Origin of the sequence: Arcobacter ellisii, assembly GCF_003544915.1 — a bacterium.
GTDB lineage: Bacteria > Campylobacterota > Campylobacteria > Campylobacterales > Arcobacteraceae > Aliarcobacter > Aliarcobacter ellisii.
On sequence record NZ_CP032097.1, the window covers coordinates 2,521,112 to 2,541,430 of the forward strand.

Sequence of the window (20,319 nt, forward strand, 5' to 3'; positions counted from 1 at the left end):
ATCCTATTAAGCTTTTTCTACAAACGAAGATAAAATATCTCTTTTTGTTCCACCAAAATTTATTGTAAGTTTGTAATCTTTACCTGCATTTGTAGCTTTTTCAACTCTACCCATTCCAAAAATTTTATGTTGAACTAAATCACCTTTTTTAAAACCTGATTGTTTTTCTATAGTTAAACTTCCTTTGATAAGTCCACATTCACTTAAAAATCTACTTTTAACTAAACTTGTTCTTTTACCTTTATAAAATCTTGAGTGTACAAAAGATAATGTAAGATTATCCATTGCTCTTGTAAGTGCAACATAACCTAATCTTCTTTCCTCTTCTAAATCACAACCATCACCAGTAATAGGGAAAAATCCTTCTTCAAATCCAATAATAAAAAGTTTTTTAAATTCCAAACCTTTTGAAGCATGGATACTCATCATTGAAACAGCTTCACCACTATAATCATCATTTTCACTTTCAAGTGCAATTTCATTTAAAAAGTCTTTTAAATCTAAGTGTGGATTTTGAATAAAATAATCCCTGATATATCCATAAAACTCATCAATATTTGCTTGTCTTTCAAATCCATCAGGTAAATTATCATATGAAGCTCTATAATCAAAGGTTTCTTCAAAACTATCTAAAAATTTCATTTTTGATTCTGATAATAACTCTTTTAAATCTAAAATAGAAGCTTCAAATACTTTTAAAGTTCTTGAATTTTTTTTACCAACTATTGCACTTATTTCATCTGAATCTAAATTTTGGATTAAATCAAAAATTGATTTTCCTGTTTCTATTGATTTTGCTTCAAGTTTATCAATAGTTGTTTTTCCAATTCCACGTTTTGGTTTATTGATAATTCTTTTTACAGAAAAATTATCATTAGAATTTGTCAAAATTCTAAAATATGCAATTAAATCTTTGATTTCACTTCTTTCGTAAAACTTCATACCACCAACAAGTTTATAATGAAGTCCAGCTTTATTAAAACCTTCTTCTAAAGAACGAGACAAAGCATTTACTCTAAATAAAATAGCTATATTTTTTGGATTTTCTCCACTATCAATCAATTTTCTAATATCTTCAACTATTTTTCTAGTTTCTTCATTTTCATCTTGTGATTCATACACTTTTATAGAATCACCTTTAACTCTTGTTCCTATTAATTTTTTACCTAATCTATCTCGATTGTGTTCTATTAATTGGTTTGCATGATTTAAAATTGTATCAGTTGATCTATAGTTTTCTTCTAATTTTACAACTATAGTATTTTCAAAATGTTCAGAAAAATTCAAAATATTTTTAATAGTTGCCCCACGCCATCCATAAATAGATTGGTCATCATCACCAACTACACAAAGATTATTGTGGTCTGAACATAATAATCTTAATAATCTATATTGTAATTCATTTGTATCTTGATACTCATCTACCATTATATATTGATATTTTTGGCTAATCTCTTTTGCTAAATTCTCATTATTTTTTAAAATCTTATAAGGTAATAATAATAAGTCATCAAAATCTACTAAATTGTTTTTTTCTAAATACTCTTCATATTGTTCATAAATTTCTGCAATTTGTTGATAAAGTTTTAATTGAGCAGCACTTTTAGCTTCAGAAGGTGTCATTAAAGAGTTTTTATATTTTGATATTTCAGAAACTAATAATGAAGTTGTAATATCTTTGTCTAATGATTTTAAAACTCTTTTTTTATCATCAGTATCAATTATAATAAAATTGTTTTTTCTTCCTAATTCACTTATGTGAAATTTTAAAAATAGTAAACCAAATTTATGAAATGTACATAATAAAGGTGGAGTATTTATCATTGAAGAATCTAACATATTAAATGCTCTCTCACGCATTTCACTTGCAGCTTTATTTGTAAATGTAAGTGTTAATATAGAACGTGGATCAATACCAATTGATATTAAATAAGCAAGTCTTGTAGTAATTGTTTTTGTTTTACCAGAACCAGCCCCAGCTAAAATCAATAGTGGTCCATCTATATGTTGAGCAGCAATTCTCTGTGATTCATTTAATGATGTTAATAAATTTTCAGACATTTTTTCTCCAATTATTATTTATTATATCATATATTATATAAATTCATTATTTCTCTTAATTATTCTATATATAAATAAATGTTATCATTTTCATAATTTATTTTACGGAGATTATAATGCTCACAGATTTTGCCAAATTGGAAACTTTTCTAACTGTTGTTAGAGAAAAATCTTTTTCAAAAGCATCTGCAAAACTTGGTATTTCTCAACCAGCAGTTACACAACAAATGAAATTTATTGAAGATTATTTAGATGTGCAAATTGTTGATAGAAAGAAAAACGGTATAAAATTGACTAAAGAAGGTCAAATACTTCATGGTATTGCTTTAAAAATTGAAAAATGTATTACAAATGCAGAAAAAGAATTATTAAAAATTATGAATAAAAATGTAACTTTTGTATTTGGTGCTTCATTTATAATCGGAAATTATATTCTGCCTAGATTTTTAAATAATTTAAAAGAAAATATTCACAATGATGTATCAATAAATGTTTCTGTTTCTCATGAAGCTATTGAAGATTTATTAGATAAAAAAATTGATATTGCTTTAGTTGAAAATTATGTTCCAAACGAAGATATAATATATAGAGAATGGATGGAAGATGAAATTGTAATTTTTTCAAATCAAAAATTACCTTTAAAAGCAAAAGCAGAAGATTTATTATCATATAAATGGGTTTGTAGAAATCCTGAATCAAATACTAGATTATTATTTAAAGAAAATCTTGAAAAAGCTAATTATCCTGATTGTGATACTTTTAATGTAACAAGTGAAGTTACAAGTGCAACAACTATAGTTCAAACTGTTTTACATTCAGATAAAAATTCAACTCCAACTGTTTCTATTGTTTCAAGAAATGCAATTGAATCATTATTAAAAGCAGGTGCTTTATATGAATCAAGAATTGGTAATCAAAAAATGATAAGAAAGTTATATATTGCATATAGAAAAGATAGAAAACACGATGCATTTATCGAAAATGTTGTTGATTATCTTCTAAAAATCAAATAAATACTAGAAAATCTAGTATTTATTTCTAATAATTAAATCCCTCTTTTTCTAAAGCTAATCTGATATTTTTCATTTGAGTATGTTTATCTCTACACCATTCAGGTGATAATAGTGTATCATCATCAATTCCTGCTGTGATTCTTTGAACAGAGATATTTGAAGGTAAATTAATTATCGATTTTACCACTGTATCAATATATAATTCTTCTGAAATTGGAGTAAATTTTCCTTTTTTGTATTCGTTAGTTAAAAGAGTATTTTTAACCACATATAAAGGGTGGAATTTTATTGAATCAACATTTAATTCAATTGTTTGTTTAAAGGTTTCAAGCATCATCTCTTGAGTTTCATTAGGCAGTCCATAAATCAAATGTCCACAAACATTTAAGCCTTTTTCTTTTGTTCTTTTAATCCAATATTTCATATTTGAAACATTGTCTCCTCTGTTTATTCTTACAAGTGTTTCATCAAAAAATGATTGAATACCATATTCAACCCAAATCTCTTTAGTTTTAGATTTTTCTACTAAAAAATCTAAAATTTCCTCAGTCACACAATCTGTTCTTGTTCCAATACTAAGTCCAATAACATTATCAAAACTCAAAGCTTTTTCATATAAGGCTTTTAAAGTAGGAAAAGGTGCGTATGTATTTGTAAATGATTGAAAATATACTATAAATTTTTTAGCACCAAATTTATTTTCTAATCTTTTTTTAGTAGCTAAAAATTGTAATTCTAATTGTTTTAATTGATTATCTAAATAAGGATTTTCTTTTACATTAGGATTTAATTTGAATTTAGTTTTTTTTTCTTGTAAGTTAGGGCTAAAAGAATCATTTTCACAAAATGAACATCCACCTCTTGCAACAGTACCATCAATATTTGGGCATGTAAACCCAGATATTGAGATAGGAACTTTATAAATCTTTTCGCCAAATTTATTTTTTAAATATCTTCCAATAGTTAATACATTTTTTAATTCACTCATTATGCTTTTACGAAATAATCCCCGTTAAAACTCTCTAATGCGTAATTTCTATCATTTCCAATTGCATTTACTAAATCTTCAACACTTAAATACTCTAAAGAATCAGCTTCAATATACTTACAAACTTCATCTTTACTCATATTATTTGAAATTAACTCTTCTTTATGTGGTGTATCAATTCCATAATAACAAGGGAATTTAATCTCAGGACTTGCAACCCTAAAATGAACTTCTTTAGCACCAGCCTCTTTTAAGATTTTAACAATTCTTTTTGAAGTAGTTCCTCTTACAATTGAATCATCAATTACAAGTAAAGATTTACCTTCAATTAAAGATTTCATTGGACTTAATTTCATTCTTACTTTTAAATCTCTCATCTCTTGTGTTGGTTCAATAAAAGTTCTTCCAACATAGTGATTTCTAATAATTCCATACTCAAAAGGAATTCCACTTTGTGCTGCATATCCAAGAGCTGCTGGAACTCCTGAATCTGGAACTGGAATAACCATATCAACTTTAATATTTTTATCTTTATCATTTAAAGCAAGTGCTTTACCCATATTTTCTCTAGTAACATAAACATTTTTACCATCAATTACTGAATCAGGTCTAGCAAAATAAACATACTCAAATGCACAAGGTCTAAATTCAGGCTCAAATAGTTGAATAGATTCTGGTTCAGCTTTATCTTCATCAAAAATTAACATTTCACCAGGTATTACATCTCTAATAAACTCTGCACCAACTAAATCAAAAGCACAAGTTTCACTAGCAACAATATAACCACCACTTTTTAGTTTACCTAAAGATAAAGGTCTAATACCATATCTATCTCTAATAACAAATTGTTTACTTCTACTTTGAACAATAAAACAGTATGCACCAATAGTTCTATTTAAAGCTTCTTTAATTCTATCTCTTAATCTATCTTTTGTATTTTTTGCAATTAGATGAATTAAATTTTCTGTATCCATTCCTGTTTGGAAAATTGCACCTTTGTCAATCAAGTCTTGTCTTACTTCATCTTTATTGATTAAATTTCCATTATGTACAATAGAAATTTCACCTAATTTATATTTAGCATAAACAGGTTGAGCATCTAAAATAGAATCTCCTCCAGCAGTTGAATATCTATTATGTCCAATTGCCATATTACCTTTTAAATATTGTAATGCTTCATCTGTAAAAACTTCAGAAACTAAACCTCTATCTTTTTTTGTATAGATTTTCCCATCGCATGAAGAAGAAATACCTGTTGCTTCTTGACCTCTGTGTTGCATTGCAAACAGAGCAATCGAAGCCAATCTTGCTGCATTATCATTCCCATAAATTCCAACTATTGCGCACATATTTATTATTCCTTATAGACCTAAAGCGTCATTGATTGAGTATAATTTGGCTTCTTTACCAACTATCCATTTTGCAACTTTAATTGCACCTCTTGAAAAAGTATTTCTTGCAGTTGCAGTATGATTTAATTCTAAGAACTCACCATCATTATATAATCCAACTGTATGACGACCAACTATATCTCCACCTCTTAAAGCCATTACTGCTATTTCATCTTTAGTTCTAGCACCAATTTGCCCATCTCGACCTGAAATTCTTACTTCATCTAAGTCTAAATCTCTTGCATTTGCTGCATGTTCAGCTAATGTTAAAGCCGTTCCAGATGGAGAATCAACTTTATGTCTATGATGTTGTTCAACAATCTCTATGTCAAAATCTCTTAAAGTTTTTGAAGCTAATGCTACTAATTTGTTTAATACAGCAACTCCTAAACTCATATTTGTAGCATATAAAATAGGTACAATTTTACTAGCTTCTAATAACAAATTTTGTTGGTGTTTATTTAAGCCAGTTGTTGCAATAACAAGTGGTTTATTAGCACCTTTTTCTACAACTTCAGTTAAAAGTGCTTCAGTTGCAACTGGAGCAGAAAAATCAATAATTACATCAGATGAATCAAATAAAACTTTCATATCATTTGTTACAACTGTATCAGATGGTAAAATTTTTTCAATCTTTTTAGAAACATAAACTGCAGATAATTTAGCTTCTTTGTCATTTGCTAAATCATCAATCAATAGAGTTCCAACTCTTCCAGAGCTTCCTAAAATACCTATTTTAATCATTTATAAATTATTCCTTATCCTAAATATTCAATAATATTAACAGCTGCAGTTGCACCATCACCTGCGGCACAAACAACTTGTTTTGGAGCATCAATTCTAATATCCCCTGCTGCATAAAGTCCAGGTACAGAAGTTCTCATTCTTAAATCAACAATCACTTCTCCTGCTTCATTAACATCACATAAAAATGAACCATCTTCTTGTTTTAAAGGAGCATTTAAAACATCTCTTCCTACAAATATAAATACCCCAGGAGTTGGTAAATCTCTTATCTCACCTGTCTCTTTATGTTTAACTTTTATTCCTTGAACACCACTCATGTCACCATACACTTCTTCAACAGTAACATTAGTAACTTCTTCAATATTTTGAGCATGTTTCATATGTTCAATTGTACTTGGAGCTGCTCTATATGTGTCTCTTCTATGAACTAAATAAACTTTTGAACACATTTTTGATAAATAGATAGCTTCTTCAATAGCAGAATCTCCACCACCAACTACAGTAACTTCTTTTCCTCTGTAGAAAAATCCATCACAAGTTGCACAAGTAGATACACCTTTTCCAAAAAATTCATTTTCACCTTTAAATCCAGCACGTCTAGGAACTGAACCTGTTGCAATTAAAACAGTTTTTGCTTCATACTCTTTTTTATCTGATGTTGTTAATTTAAAAATATCACCTACTTTTGTAACATTCTCAATTTGTGCCATTTCATGTTTTAATCCAAATCTTTGACATTGTTCTGGCCATTTCATCATTAAATCCATTCCAGATACAACTTCTATTTGTCCTGGATAATTTTCAATTTCTGATGAACTTGTAATTTGTCCTCCTGGCATACCCATTTCAAACATAACTACATTTTTTAATCCACCTCTTGTCGCATATAATCCAGCTGTTAATCCAGCTGGTCCTCCACCAATAATTGCTAAATCTAACATATCAAGTCCTTATATATAATTAAGTTTATAGTTCATAAGATTTTTAAAATCGTATGATACTAAAATATTTGTAAGTTATAGGTTAAATTATATCTTAAAATACTAAGGAAAAATTTTATCATTTAATAATTTATATCTATCTTAAAAACTAATTTAAAATAAAAAAAGGGAGAAGTAAAACTTCTCCCTTAAATAAATTATTATTTTAATTATTATAATAATGAATTAATTTTATCAGTAAATGCTTGTTTTGATGAAGCTCCAACCATTTGATCAACTACTTCACCATTTTTCATAAATAAAATTGTAGGAATTGATCTAATTCCATATTTAACTGCTAAATCTTGTTCTTCATCAGTATTAACTTTACAAATTTTAGCTTTACCTTCAAAATCTGCTGCTAATTCTTCAATAACTGGAGCAATCATTCTACAAGGTCCACACCATGGAGCCCAAAAGTCTACCATTGAAACACCTTCTTTTGTTGTTTCTTCAAAATTAGCTGCTGTTACTTCAATATATTTTCCCATTTTATTTCCTTATTATTAATTTTCTATTTCTTGATTTTGTCAATATAACTTATATAAAAATATAATGTTTGATTATAACTTGTGAAAACTTAAATTTAGTTTTACAATTATTTAACTTTTTACTAATAAAGCCTAAATATTTTTTTAGATAAAATAAGAGAATTTAATTTAAAATGGATAATTTATGGATATCAGAAAAGAATATTTAGAATTTTTTAGAAGTAAAGGTCATGAAGTAATATCATCAATGCCTTTAGTTCCTGACGACCCTACACTTATGTTTACAAATGCAGGAATGGTACAGTTTAAGGATATATTTACTGGTGCAATTCCAACTCCACAAAACCCAAGAGCTACTTCTTGCCAATTATGTGTAAGAGCTGGGGGAAAACATAATGACCTAGAAAATGTAGGTTACACAGCTCGTCATCATACTTTATTTGAGATGTTAGGAAATTTCTCTTTTGGAGATTATTTTAAAAAAGATGCAATTGCTTATGCATGGGAATTTGTTACAGTAAATTTAGCCTTCCCAACAGATAAATTATGGGTTACAGTTCATAATGATGATGATGAAGCTTTTGAAATTTGGTCAAAACACATTGATCCATCAAGAATTATGAGATTTGGAGATAAAGATAATTTCTGGTCTATGGGAGATACAGGGGCTTGTGGTCCATGTAGTGAAATTTTCTATGACCAAGGTGAAGAACATTTTAATAGTTCTGAAGATTATATGGGTGGAGATGGAGATAGATTTTTAGAAATCTGGAATTTAGTATTCATGCAATATGAAAGAACAGCTGATGGAAAATTAAATCCACTTCCAAAACCATCTATTGATACAGGAATGGGACTTGAAAGAGTAATTGCAATTAAAGAAGGCGTATTTAATAACTTCGATTCTTCAAACTTCAAACCTATTATTGAAAAAATCGAAGAACTTGCAAATAAAAAAGCAACTTCTGAAAATATTGGTTCATATAGAGTAATTGCAGACCATTTAAGAGCAACTTCATTTATGTTATCTCAAGGTATTTTATTTGGAAATGAAGGAAGACCTTACGTTTTAAGAAGAATTTTAAGAAGAGCTGTAAGACATGGTTATTTAATTGGATTTAGAAAACCATTTATGGCACAACTTCTTGATACACTTATCAAAATTATGGGTGGACACTATACAGAACTTGTTGAAAATAAAAACTTCATAAAAGAACAATTGACTTTAGAAGAAGATAGATTCTTTAAAACTATTGATTTAGGTATGTCATTATTTAATGAAGAGTTAGCAAATACAAAAGAGATTTTCTCTGGAGAAATTGCATTTAAACTTTATGATACATATGGATTCCCTTTAGATTTAACGGAAGATATGTTAAGAGATAGAAATTTAAAAGTTGATTTAGCTAAATTTGATGAATTAATGAATGCACAAAAAGCAATGGCAAAAGCTGCATGGAAAGGAAGTGGTGACGCTTCAAATGATGGTGATTTCAAACAATTAATTGAAAAATATGGGATAAACGAATTTGTTGGTTATGAAAATATCACTTATAAATCAAAAATTGTTGCATTATTAGATGAACATTTTAAAGAAGTAAAAACTTTAGAAAAAGGCACTACTGGTTGGGTAATGTTAGATAAAACACCATTTTATGCAACAAGTGGTGGACAAATGGGAGATATTGGAGCTTTAGAAGATAATAAACATGTTGCTATTATTGAAGAGACTTCAAAATTCCATGGATTAAATCTATCTAAAGTAAAAGTAGAAAATTCTACTTTAACTCAAGGTGAAAGTGTTGATGCAGTTGTTGTAAATAGATATGAAATTGCAAAACATCATAGTGCTACTCACCTTTTACAAAGTGCATTAAAAATGGTTTTAGGAGAAAGTGTTTCACAAGCAGGTTCTTTAAATGATGCAAATAGATTAAGATTTGACTTTACATATCCAAAAGCAATGACAACTGAACAAATTGAAGAAGTTGAAGATTTAGTAAACTCTATGATTGCAAGAGGAATTTCTGGAAATATTGAAGAATTACCTATTGATGAAGCTAAAAACAAAGGTGCAATTGCTATGTTTGGTGAAAAATATGGTGATGTTGTAAGAGTTGTTAGTTTCTCAGATGTTTCAGTTGAATTTTGCGGTGGAACACACGTAAGAAATACAGCTGATATTGGAAGTTTTTATATTGTAAAAGAATCAGGTGTAAGCGCTGGTGTTAGAAGAATTGAAGCTGTTTGTGGAGCTTCAGCAATTAAATATACTAAAGATATCATTTCAAAAATGAATGAAATTCAAGCTGAAGTTAAAAATAGCGATGTAATTTCTGGAATCAAAAAATTAAAAGAACAAATTAAAGACTTAAAAAAAGAAGTTGAAGTGGCTCAAAGCCAAACTTCAACGCCAATAAATGAAGAGTTAATTGGTGATACAAAAGTTGTAGTTGCTGTTGTTGAAAATGGTGATTTAAAGAAAATTGTTGATGATATGAAAAATGCAAATGAGAAACTTGCAATTTTACTTTTACAAGCAAAAGATGACAAAGTTTTAATTGTTGCAGGAAGTAAAAATACAAACATCAAAGCTGGTGATTGGATTAAGAACATTGCTCCAATAGTTGGTGGAGGTGGAGGTGGAAGACCTGACTTCGCACAAGCTGGTGGAAAAGATGTAACAAAAGTTGAAGAAGCAAAAATTGCTGCTTTAAATTATGCGAAAGAAAATTTATAAGGATTAGAAATTGAGTGAATTATTTAACAATTTCTCAACTTTAATTATTTTTTTACATCTTATATCTGCAATAATTTGGATTGGAGGAATGATTGTAATTAGATTTGCAGTTCATTACTCTATGCAAAATATTGAAGACCCAAAAATAAAATTAGGAAGAACTTTAGAAAATCTAAAAAGATTTTTTTCTATGGTTATTCCTTCTATTATTCTTCTTTTAATTACAGCTATTATTATGATTTTAGCTTTACAATTAAAAGAGAGTGAACTTTATAAATATGCAATTGCTAAAGAGCTTATTTGGACTGTAATGACTATTATTTTTATCATTATATATATGAAAAGAAACAAAGCTCAAAAAGCTTTTGATAATGGTGATTTTGCAACAGCAAAAAATCACTTAGTTCCTTTAGCTAAGTATCTTATTCCTACAAATATAGTTTTAGGTTTAATTGCAATTATTTTAGGAATTACATTAAGAGGATACTAATTCCTCTTAATTATCAAACCTTTCACTTTCTCTAGAAAAATAACCTTTTATAAAATTCATTCTTACTAAACTATTAGAATAATTAGACATAAGTCTTAGTTTATCTAAATAGATATTTTTATACTCTTTATTAAACTCTTTTATCAAATTAGTTGAATATATACCTTTATAATCTATAATCAATAAATCTTCAAAAACTGTATATCTATTTATTATGTTTACATAATATATATTATCTACTAAATAAGTTGATATTTCAAGATTTTTATTTTCAATCCTTTCAACTAATTTTAATGATTTAGCTTTAATAGTATCTTTAAATAAATCTACAAAAAATCCTCTTTGTAATCCATTCCATTTACAAGAGCTATCTAATCTAATATATTCACTAAAAATCTTTCCATATAAATTATCATCTGAATTTGAAATGTATGAAAAATTTGTACAGTTGTCAAATGTAAGAGTTTTTTTTTCATTAATTAATTTTATTTTTTCATCTAAATTTAAGTTTTGAGACGAAACACAAGAATTTAACACAAAAATGAGTCCTAAAAATAAAAAATATTTTTTCAAATTTTCCCCCTTAGAATAATAGTTTATTATACTCCTAATCAATTTAGACTTGACATATTAATCATTTTTTTATATCATAAATAAAATCTTTAATAGAAAATGGCTTTATCAGGGGGAAAATAAAATATGAATATAAAAAATTTATTGATTATGTCTGTTTATATTTCCTTATTTCTGACAGGTTGTTCTTATAAAACTAGCGAAGAAAGTGTAGATATGTCTACATACTACAAAAATAAAAACTCTATTCACTCAAATGCTTCATTTCAAGAAAGTGATTACCAAAAATACAAAAATTATAAACAACAACAACTTTCTAAAAACCATTCTAAAAGTAGCATATTTGATGAATTTACAAATACAAACTATGTAACTAAAAAAACAGCACTAAATAATGAATTATTCGATTTTTACAGTAAATGGGAAGGTGTAAGATATAAACTTGGTGGAGAATCTAAAAAAGGTATCGATTGTTCTGCTTTTATTCAAAAAGCATTTAAAGAGAAATTTGATTTAGAAATGCCAAGAACTACTCTTATGCAAGCTAATGTTGGAAAAGAGATTAAGAAAAATGAGCTTGAAATTGGTGATTTAGTATTCTTTAAAACAGGAAAAACCAAGCACGTTGGTATTTATATAGATAATGGTAAATTTATGCATGCTTCAACTAAAATCGGTGTTACCATTTCAGATTTAGACAATGATTATTTTAATAAAAATTATTGGAAAGCCCAAAGAATAATTGATTGATATCAATTATAAGAAGGAGAACAATGATAAAAAAGTATTTAATTACAGTACCTACAATCTTATTATTCACTGCTTGTAGTAATAATATTCAAACTTTAGATAAATCTTCAAATCTAAATAACAATCAAAATAAAACGACTCTATCTTATGATGATTATGCAAAATTGTATGACACTAAAAATAAAACACAAAAACCAAGTGTTTTAGCAAATTATGAAACATTATTTAATCCAAAAGAGTATAAAAGCTCTAATTATAATAAAAATCTTGAGTTATCAAATGCAAAAGATATTATAACTTCAGAAATTCCTAAACGTAAACAAGCTTTTAATGAATTCTATAATGAATGGAAAAATGTTAGATATAAACTTGGTGGAGAATCTAAAAAAGGTATTGATTGTTCTGCATTCACACAAAGAGTATATAAAGATAAATTTGGGATAGAATTACCAAGAACAACTGTTACTCAAGTTAATATGGGTGTAGAAGTAAAAAAAGCTGAACTAATTCCTGGTGATTTAGTTTTCTTTAAAACAAGTAAAACAGATAAACATGTTGGTGTTTATGTAGGAAATGGAAATTTTATGCACGCATCAATTAAAGGAATCCAATATACAAGTCTTGATAAACCTTTTTACAAAAAAAATTATTGGACTTCAAGAAGAATTATAAATTAATTCTTCCTCTTTTAAAACCCTCCATAAATTATCAAAGCAACTGGTATATAAACAACTGAAATCAAGGTACTTAGTAATACTGTAAAAGAGGCTTTTTCTGGTCTTGCTTTTAATAATACAGCTAAAGTTACTGTATTTCCAGCAAGTGGAACTACTGAGAATAAAAACAATACTTTATAAATCTCTTCATTTAAAAATCCAATAAAATTTCTATCTATAATTATTATTGATAAAATTACTCCTGGCCAAAAGATAAATTTATAAAAATATGCAACTTTTAGATATTTTTTATCCAAATCTTCTTTTAAATTAAAGCCTTTCATTCCCATACCAAGCATCATCATTCCTAAAATTCCATAAGCCCATTTTAAATTCTCAAAATGTGGAATTAAAAATTCAGGTGTTCTAAATCCTAAGATATTTAAAGAAACCCCAGCAATAAAGGCATAAAGTAATGGAAGTTTAATTACTTTCATAATTGATTGACGAGCGGTAAAAGTTCCTTTTGCTGTTACATAAAAACCTGTTGTATTTTCATAAAGTAAAGATGCTAAAGTTGCAAAGATAAAAATATTTGCTGATTCAGGACTTAATAATATCATAGCAAGTGGAATACCAAAGTATCCTGTATTTCCTGTACCACAAGTAAAAGCTAAAGTATTAATACTTGCATCATTCCACTCTTTCTTATATCTTTTAAGGATATAAAAAGCTATTGCAGAACCAAAGAAAAAAACAAATAATGGTAAGAATATTAGTTGAAGATTTATATTAATAGATAAAGTAGCAAAAAAAATTACAATTGGACCTAAAATATAAATAAGAAGTGAAGCTATCAAATCTCTTTTTACTTTAAAATAACGTGATAAAATATAACCTATTGCTATATTCAAATATAATGGAGAGATTTTTCCTAACAAAATAAAAAATAAATTCATAAAAGCTTCTTAATATAATTTAGACTAATTGTAACTAATTATAATAAAAATAAGGTAAACATATAATTTTCAACACAGGAAGCAGAAAGGATACAAATGAATGCTTATACATTTACCTTTATGAAAAGAATTTTAATAAAATCATATGATAATTGTATGATTTTATTACATATGCAAATATTTTGATAATAAAAATAGACAAAATGTACAAATAAAATACATTTTAATCGCATATACTATATTTAGTTTAAATATCTCTTTTGCACTACAATTATATCTTGATACAATTGTGAGATTTAATCCTGAAAATGGAGAAGTTGAAACTGTAGTTGACCAAGCCATCAAAAAAGTCATTGCTAATAAAGTATGATTCACTCCACTTAAAAAATCTCCAATAATTGCTATTGTAATAATTGGATGAATTCCTATAAATGCTAAAAAAACAAATATCAAAAGTAAGATTGATGCTATTTGCCAATCAAAAACTTCAAAAGGCAAAGATAAATTTAATCCAATTAAAATAGAACTAATTGAGATACCAAACATTCCTGCAACTAAAAAAAGTGATATTTCTGATTTCATATTTGGTAATTCATCAGTAATATGAAATTTTAAAATTTTTAAAGATTCTAATATACTTTTTTTCATTGGTAAAATAACAATTGTCATTAATATAGAAAATAAAGAAATCAAAATTATCACTTTTATTTCAGGATAAAAATGATTAGTTATTAAAACTAATAAGGCAAGTAAAATTGGTAAAAAAAGTGAATCTAAAGATAAAGGATAACCATAAAACTCTTTTATGTTAAACTCTTTATTTTTTATCACATCATAATAAGTAATTAAAAAAGTTAAAACTGCTAAAACGATTCCATTTAATACAATAGTTGAAGTTTCTAATTTTGGCGCATAAGTAATTGCAGCTGCAAAAGCTACGAAAAAAGGTGACCAATATGCATCACTTGCAAAAGCTCTTGTTAATAAAACTATTTGAGCATTTGTCAAAGGTGCTTTTTTGTACATTTTATCTGCAACTAAAATAAGTGAAGAGATATTTATAACTGAACCAAAAAGGTGTACACTCAAATATGTTTTTATAAAAGATTGTTTTCCTTTTGGTAAATCTATATTTTTATCTTTTCTTGGAATTGCTATTAATCTTAAAAAACCAACACCTATTAATAAAGTTAATAAATATTGATTTACTGTAAATACTTTTATCAAATTTATTTGATAACTATTTATATAACAAATAAAAAATGCAAGAATACTCAAACTCAATAATATAATAATTATACGTTTATTTTTTAGTGTAGGAAAAAGAATAAAAAAAGCCATCCAAGCCAAAATTCCAGAAATTATTAAAATATTTGCTTGAAAAAAATATGAATACAAAGTTGTTATAAATGACAAAAATATCAAAATTCCAGAGATTTTAGACAAAAACAACATTTTATTTTTCATCTTTTTTTAGAAAAATTGATAAATAAATTCCAAAGGCAATTAAAATTATTCCTACAATATGGTAAGTTTGTAAGACTTCTCCTAAAAAGAAATATGCTAAAACTGCACCAAATATTGGCATTAGATGAGTAAACTGACCAGCTTTATTTGCTCCAATTTCAAGAATTGCCCTATTCCAAAAATAAAAAGATAAAATTGAAGGAAAAATCACAATATAAATCAAAGAATATAAAACTTCATTTTTTTCTAAAAAACTAAATTCTATACTGTAACCTTGGAAAATAAAAACTAGATATAAAATTGTTGTTCCAAGAAGTGTTGTTATAGAAAAAAACTCCATAGGTTCTAACTCTTTTGGTTTATATCTTAAAAGAACAGTATATAAAGCCCAATCAATGCAAGCACCAATTATCCATAAATCTCCAATAGTAAATTTTAGTTCAAAGATATGATTTATTTCCCCTTTTAAAATCAAATAAATAACTCCTAAAGTTGAAAAAAGAACTCCAATAAATTGTATTTTTGTAATAGTTGTTTTAAAAATTAATGCTGATAAAATTATTATAAATATTGGGATACTCGAATTAATCAATAAAGCATTTGTTGCTGTTGTTGTTTGTAAACCATAATATAAAAAGGTATTAAAACCTGAGATTCCTAAAGTTCCTAAAATCAAAAGTGAAATATACTTTTTTCTAAACACACTAAATATATTTTTATAATGAATTACAATATAAGGTAATAATATTATAAGTACAAAAAACCATCTAAAAAATGATAATTGCATAGGTTCAATACTTGTAGATACTAAACGTCCAAAAATAAAGTTTCCTGACCAAAAAAGTACAGTCAACACTAAAAAAACATAATACTTCATAATTAACTTTCAAATCTTATTTTTAAAAATTTATTATATTCAAATTGAGTATAATCCAAATAAAAAAGGACAATTTTGATAAGACTTGGTTCAAATTCACCAACAAGAGCACTATTATTAAAAAATTTTGGAATAGATTTTATTCAAAATGGTGGAAATTTTGATGAAGATTCAATAAAAACAACAAATCCAAAATCTTTTTGTTATGAAGCAACACTTGGAAAATTTCAAGAACTTTATAAAAAATATGGAATCGAAGATATGCCTTTACTTGTCGCTGATTCTGTAGTAACTTGTGAAGGAAAACTTTTAAGAAAAGCAAAAGATTATAATGACGCTAAAGCTATGCTTGAACTTCAAAGTGGAAATAAAACTTCTGTTATTACTTGTATGATTTATAAATCAAAAAAAATTGAACTTATAGATATTTCTATTACCTCTTATGAGTTTGAAAAATTTGATGAAAAAGATGTAAAAAATTATTTAGATTCTGGAGTTTGTTTTGGAAAAGCAGGAGCAATAATGGTAGAAGGTTTTTGTAAACCTTATATTAAAAACGTTGTTGGATATGAAAGTTGTGCAATGGGATTGTGTGTTGAAAAATTAAAAATGTTTTTTTAATTTAAGAGGATATTTCCTCTTAAATTTTTAGTTAAATGTTGGTTTTTCAGTTTCCATTGTAGATTCTGGAAGTTGTGGGTAGATAATTTGTGGTTTGTCACCTTTTAATGATTTTAAGAAAGTTACAATTTTTGCTGAATCTTCATCAGAAATATTAATTCCTAATTGAACTGAACCCATCTCTTTTACAGCTTCATTTAAAGACCAAATTTGTCCATTATGGAAATATGGTGCTGTTTCTGTAATATTTCTTAATGTTGGTGTTTTAACCATACCATTTGCATCACCTTTAAAATCACCTACATTTGTAAATTTATATTGTGAAGCCACTTGGAATGGTTGCATTGTTCCACCAAGAGCTATTCCACTATGACAAGCCGTACAACCTTTGTCAATAAATGTATTTAATCCCTCTTTTTCCTCTTTTGTTAAAGCTTTTTCATCACCACTTAAAAACTTATCAAATCTTGATGGAGTTACTAAAGTTTTTTCAAAAGTTGCAATTGTTGCTGTAATTTTTGCAAAATCAACTTTTACATCTTTTCCATATGCTGTTTTAAATTCATTCACATATTCTGGAATAGAATTTATTCTTTGCTCAACAAGTGCAGGAGGTGCAGCCATTTCAGGTCCTGCTTGAACTGGTCCTTGAGCTTGATCTGCTAAGTGAGGACTTCTTCCATCCCAAAATTGTGCTTTAAAAAATACAGAGTTATAAACTGTTGGTGAATTTAGATGATGAGGATTTGCTGTCCATCCATGTCCAATTGCAGCAGGAACTCCATCTGCTCCACCTAAAGCTAAATTATGACAAGTATTACATGAAATTAATCCACTTCTTGAAAGTCTTGGATCAAAATACAATTTTTTACCAAGTTCAACTTTTTCTTTTGTAATTGGATCATTTTTATCATCAATCATCTTCATTAATTTTGTTTTATCAGCTGGTATTGCTTCTAAACCACTATTTTTAGCTTTTTCAACTAAAGTTGTTCCAAATAATGAACTTGCTCCCAATAAACAAATTGCTAATGATGTTACAATTTTCATAAACACTCCTTTAAATTAATAATTTTAACTATAGGATAATTATTATTAAATGAAAATTAATTTTATACTATTTTTTTTATAATTTTTTCTTATAATTTAAGATAAAAAATATCCTATTTAATGGGATTTATTAGATTAATTTAGGATATTTTTTATCTTGATTGAACTTATAAAGATATAAATATTTTTTATTTAAGTAGATTTTTTATTATAGAATTTATACCAATATGAAGATTATAAATAGATATTGGGAAGTCTAAAATATCTTCATCTGAAATATTTATTCTATTTGAGTAAAGATAGTTTTCTAATTTTTCTATATTGATTATTTGGTAGGTTTTATTTTGATACCCTGTTCTTAACAGTTGTTGTTTTTCATTACTTTGTTTGATTATAAAATATAAAATTCTTAAACAAACTAAATCACTCCATCTAAAAAATAGAGTACTATCTAACTTTTCTACAATTTTCCCTTCAGGATTAAAAAGTAAATTTTGTTCTTTTAAAGGCAACAAAACAGATAAAACTGCTTCAAAAAAAGGTATTGTTTTTTCTCTCCAAAAATCTGCTTCATTACTTTGGATAATCTCTTTTTCTAAAAGAGTTGATAACTCTTCTAAAGATGAATTATTTAATAAGTTTGTGAAATTATCTTTTATCATTTTATTTTTTTTACTAATTGAGAAGGTAATAAACCTAGACTCTCTTCAACTTGTTTTGTGTCACCATGTTCGATAAAACTATCTTCATATTCAAAAGATGTTAGTTGTACGTTATGAATTTTTTCATCATTTAGAACTTCTAAAATAGCACTTGATACTCCACCTTGTTTTTGTGAATCACTAAATACATACCAATCATCATATTTTTTTGAAAGTTCAATCAAACTATTTTTATCTATTGGTTTTACAAATCTTAAATCTAAAATTGATATATCTTCTTCATGTAAAGCTTCTGTTTCAATAGCACGACTTACTCCTGCCCCATAACCAATAAAAAGTTTATTTGATTTTCCCTCTTTTAAGATTTCAGCTTTACCTAATTCAAATTGTGTAGATAAATTACTTAACTCTTTAAAATTTCCTCTTGGATACCTGATTGCACAAGGACTTTGTAAACCATAAGCAAATTCTAGACCTAATTCTAAAGTTTTATTATCTCTTGGAGCAAATAAAACCATATTAGGAATAAATCTTAAATATGAAATATCAAATGCACCTTGATGTGTTTCTCCATCATTTCCAACAATTCCAGCTCTATCCATTGCAAAAACAACTGGTAAATTCATCAAACAAACATCATGGATTATTTGGTCAAATCCTCTTTGTAAAAATGTTGAATAAATTGTAATATATGGTTTAAATCCCTCTTTTGCCATTGCTGCCATTGAAGTAATTGCATGTTGTTCTGCAATTGCAACATCCCAAAATCTTTCAGGAAACTTATCCATAAGTTTATTTATTCCTGTACCACTTGGCATCGCAGCAGTTACACCCACAACATTTTCATATTTTGTTGCAAGTTCAACTAAAGCATCAGCAAAAACAGCTGTTGCTGATTTTGGAGCTATTTTTTTTACAAATTCACCATCTTCAATGTTAAATGGTCCTACTCCATGCCACTCTTCGTGTTGACCTTCTGCTATTTTATAACCTTTTCCTTTTATTGTATGAGCATGAACAATAACAGGTTTTTGCATAGCTTTTGCAATTTCTAAAGTTTCAATTACCTCTTCTAAATCATGTCCATCAATAGGACCTATATAATCAAGTCCCATCTCTTCAAATAAAATTCCAGGAGTAATAAGTTTCATAGCCTCTTCCATACGTTTAGCTATATATGTAGTACCTTCAGGCATATTATTTCTTATAAATTTATCAACTTTTGATTTAAAACCTTGATAATATTTTCCAGCAAGAAGTTTTGAAAGATATTTTGAAATTGCACCAATTGGTTTTGCAATACTCATTTCATTATCATTTAAAATAATCACAACAGGAAGTTTTAAATCACCAAGCTCATTTAAAGCTTCATAAACCATTCCTGCTGTCATAGAACCATCACCAATCATAACAACTGGAATTCTATTTTCATTTTTTAATTTTATTGATTTTGCTGCACCAACTGCAAGTGAAATTGATGTCGAACTATGCCCTGCTACAAAATAATCTGCGACAGATTCATTTGGTTTTGTAAAACCACTTAAGCCACCAAATTGTCTTATAGTTTCAAACTCTTCCCAACGTCCAGTTAATAATTTATGTGGATAACATTGATGGGATACATCAAAAATAAAAGGGTCACTATATGCATCAAACACATAATGCATACCAAGAGTTAACTCAACTGCACCAAGTGTAGATGAAAAGTGTCCACCCTTTCTTGATACAACATCAATGATTCTTTCTCTTATTTCGCAAGAAAGTTCTTTTAACTCTTCTAGTGATTTATCTTTTATTTCCATT

General features: G+C 27.1%; 19 protein-coding genes. 6 read left to right on the plus strand and 13 right to left on the minus strand.

The annotated features are described in order from the left end of the window. Positions 1 to 6: 6 nt before the first annotated feature. The gene (locus AELL_RS12815) at positions 7 to 2,061 is read right to left on the minus strand and encodes an ATP-dependent helicase (RefSeq protein WP_118918325.1); all 2,055 of its coding nucleotides are present in this window, start codon (positions 2,059 to 2,061) and stop codon (positions 7 to 9) included. A 116-nt stretch (positions 2,062 to 2,177) separates the two neighbouring features. Here AELL_RS12815 and AELL_RS12820 point away from each other — a divergent pair, with 116 nt between their 5' ends. Beyond that, positions 2,178 to 3,074: a LysR family transcriptional regulator gene (locus tag AELL_RS12820; protein ID WP_118918326.1), complete on the plus strand. Its 897-nt coding sequence runs from the start codon at positions 2,178 to 2,180 to the stop codon at positions 3,072 to 3,074. A gap of 25 nt (positions 3,075 to 3,099) precedes the next feature. Here AELL_RS12820 and mnmL read toward each other — a convergent pair whose 3' ends face one another. The 5 genes from mnmL to trxA all read right to left on the minus strand — a co-directional run bounded on the left by mnmL (position 3,100) and on the right by trxA (position 7,671). After that, a complete protein-coding gene (gene mnmL / locus AELL_RS12825; protein ID WP_118918327.1) occupies positions 3,100 to 4,062 on the minus strand; it encodes a tRNA modification radical SAM protein MnmL/YtqA in 963 nt (320 codons plus the stop codon). Next, positions 4,062 to 5,411, minus strand: coding sequence for an amidophosphoribosyltransferase (gene purF / locus AELL_RS12830; protein WP_118918328.1), 1,350 nt, complete (start codon positions 5,409 to 5,411; stop codon positions 4,062 to 4,064). Before purF ends, mnmL begins: the two co-directional genes overlap by 1 nt. 12 nt (positions 5,412 to 5,423) lie before the next feature. Then, positions 5,424 to 6,197, minus strand: a complete 774-nt coding sequence (dapB, locus tag AELL_RS12835; protein ID WP_118918329.1) for a 4-hydroxy-tetrahydrodipicolinate reductase — start codon at positions 6,195 to 6,197, stop codon at positions 5,424 to 5,426. Between the two features lie 14 nt (positions 6,198 to 6,211). Continuing rightward, on the minus strand, positions 6,212 to 7,141 hold the full coding sequence (gene trxB / locus AELL_RS12840) for a thioredoxin-disulfide reductase (protein WP_118918330.1): 930 nt from the start codon (positions 7,139 to 7,141) through the stop codon (positions 6,212 to 6,214). 212 nt (positions 7,142 to 7,353) lie between these two features. Then, positions 7,354 to 7,671 (minus strand): thioredoxin, encoded by a 318-nt coding sequence (trxA, locus tag AELL_RS12845; protein WP_118918331.1) that lies wholly within the window; start codon positions 7,669 to 7,671, stop codon positions 7,354 to 7,356. A 184-nt stretch (positions 7,672 to 7,855) separates the two neighbouring features. Here trxA and alaS point away from each other — a divergent pair, with 184 nt between their 5' ends. Both alaS and AELL_RS12855 read left to right on the plus strand, forming a co-directional pair. Then, positions 7,856 to 10,411, plus strand: coding sequence for an alanine--tRNA ligase (alaS, locus tag AELL_RS12850; RefSeq protein ID WP_118918332.1), 2,556 nt, complete (start codon positions 7,856 to 7,858; stop codon positions 10,409 to 10,411). 10 nt (positions 10,412 to 10,421) lie between these two features. Continuing rightward, positions 10,422 to 10,901, plus strand: coding sequence for a hypothetical protein (locus tag AELL_RS12855; RefSeq protein ID WP_118918333.1), 480 nt, complete (start codon positions 10,422 to 10,424; stop codon positions 10,899 to 10,901). A 6-nt stretch (positions 10,902 to 10,907) separates the two neighbouring features. Here AELL_RS12855 and AELL_RS12860 read toward each other — a convergent pair whose 3' ends face one another. Continuing rightward, on the minus strand, positions 10,908 to 11,474 hold the full coding sequence (locus AELL_RS12860; RefSeq protein ID WP_118918334.1) for a hypothetical protein: 567 nt from the start codon (positions 11,472 to 11,474) through the stop codon (positions 10,908 to 10,910). A gap of 126 nt (positions 11,475 to 11,600) precedes the next feature. On the opposite strand from AELL_RS12860, the gene AELL_RS12865 reads away from it, so the two are divergent. Then, on the plus strand, positions 11,601 to 12,224 hold the full coding sequence (locus AELL_RS12865) for an NlpC/P60 family protein (RefSeq protein WP_118918335.1): 624 nt from the start codon (positions 11,601 to 11,603) through the stop codon (positions 12,222 to 12,224). Between the two features lie 23 nt (positions 12,225 to 12,247). Continuing rightward, complete coding sequence (locus AELL_RS12870) at positions 12,248 to 12,901, plus strand: NlpC/P60 family protein (protein ID WP_118918336.1); 654 nt, start codon at positions 12,248 to 12,250, stop codon at positions 12,899 to 12,901. Between the two features lie 11 nt (positions 12,902 to 12,912). Here the strand turns inward: AELL_RS12870 and AELL_RS12875 are convergent, their stop codons facing one another. The 3 genes from AELL_RS12875 to AELL_RS12885 form a co-directional block, all read right to left on the minus strand. Beyond that, positions 12,913 to 13,839: an AEC family transporter gene (locus tag AELL_RS12875; RefSeq protein WP_118918337.1), complete on the minus strand. Its 927-nt coding sequence runs from the start codon at positions 13,837 to 13,839 to the stop codon at positions 12,913 to 12,915. 165 nt (positions 13,840 to 14,004) lie between these two features. Then, complete coding sequence (locus AELL_RS12880) at positions 14,005 to 15,294, minus strand: tellurium resistance protein TerC (RefSeq protein ID WP_118918664.1); 1,290 nt, start codon at positions 15,292 to 15,294, stop codon at positions 14,005 to 14,007. Position 15,295: 1 nt separating this feature from the next. Continuing rightward, complete coding sequence (locus AELL_RS12885) at positions 15,296 to 16,183, minus strand: DMT family transporter (protein WP_118918338.1); 888 nt, start codon at positions 16,181 to 16,183, stop codon at positions 15,296 to 15,298. Positions 16,184 to 16,258: 75 nt separating this feature from the next. Here AELL_RS12885 and maf point away from each other — a divergent pair, with 75 nt between their 5' ends. Then, complete coding sequence (gene maf / locus AELL_RS12890; RefSeq protein WP_118918339.1) at positions 16,259 to 16,804, plus strand: septum formation inhibitor Maf; 546 nt, start codon at positions 16,259 to 16,261, stop codon at positions 16,802 to 16,804. Between the two features lie 27 nt (positions 16,805 to 16,831). On the opposite strand, the gene AELL_RS12895 is transcribed toward maf, so the two are convergent. The 3 genes from AELL_RS12895 to dxs form a co-directional block, all read right to left on the minus strand. Next, complete coding sequence (locus AELL_RS12895; protein ID WP_118918340.1) at positions 16,832 to 17,854, minus strand: cytochrome-c peroxidase; 1,023 nt, start codon at positions 17,852 to 17,854, stop codon at positions 16,832 to 16,834. 188 nt (positions 17,855 to 18,042) lie between these two features. After that, positions 18,043 to 18,516 (minus strand): hypothetical protein, encoded by a 474-nt coding sequence (locus AELL_RS12900; protein ID WP_118918341.1) that lies wholly within the window; start codon positions 18,514 to 18,516, stop codon positions 18,043 to 18,045. Continuing rightward, positions 18,513 to 20,318 (minus strand): 1-deoxy-D-xylulose-5-phosphate synthase, encoded by a 1,806-nt coding sequence (dxs, locus tag AELL_RS12905; RefSeq protein ID WP_118918342.1) that lies wholly within the window; start codon positions 20,316 to 20,318, stop codon positions 18,513 to 18,515. Before dxs ends, AELL_RS12900 begins: the two co-directional genes overlap by 4 nt. Between the last annotated feature and the right edge of the window lies 1 nt (position 20,319).